Below are 248 nucleotides of genomic sequence, written 5' to 3' on the forward strand. Positions count from 1 at the left end.
CCATTGCTAAGATCTGTCGGCCATGTTGGGCGATGCCCTGTGAGCGCATCCTTTTGGAACTTTGCAATATCTTGATTGCTAAGACCAGAAAAGTAATTAAAATTTTTATTATAAGCACGCACGTGGTCAATACAAAAATGTAAATATTGACCTTCGTGATTTCGACCTGCCGGTGCCTTATGGGTTCCTGTTTTTTCACACCCTTCCCACTGACACTGTTGCGCTTCCGGCTCAGATTTTTGTTTTTT

Annotated in this window: 1 pseudogene; it reads right to left on the bottom strand. The window is 42.3% G+C overall.

The annotated features are described in order from the left end of the window. A pseudogene (locus ACFINS_RS11140) lies at positions 1 to 248 on the bottom strand (molecular chaperone DnaJ); the annotation flags it as partial.

The sequence above is a fragment of the Bartonella sp. AA2SXKL genome, from assembly GCF_042197205.1.
Taxonomy (GTDB): Bacteria; Pseudomonadota; Alphaproteobacteria; order Rhizobiales; family Rhizobiaceae; genus Bartonella.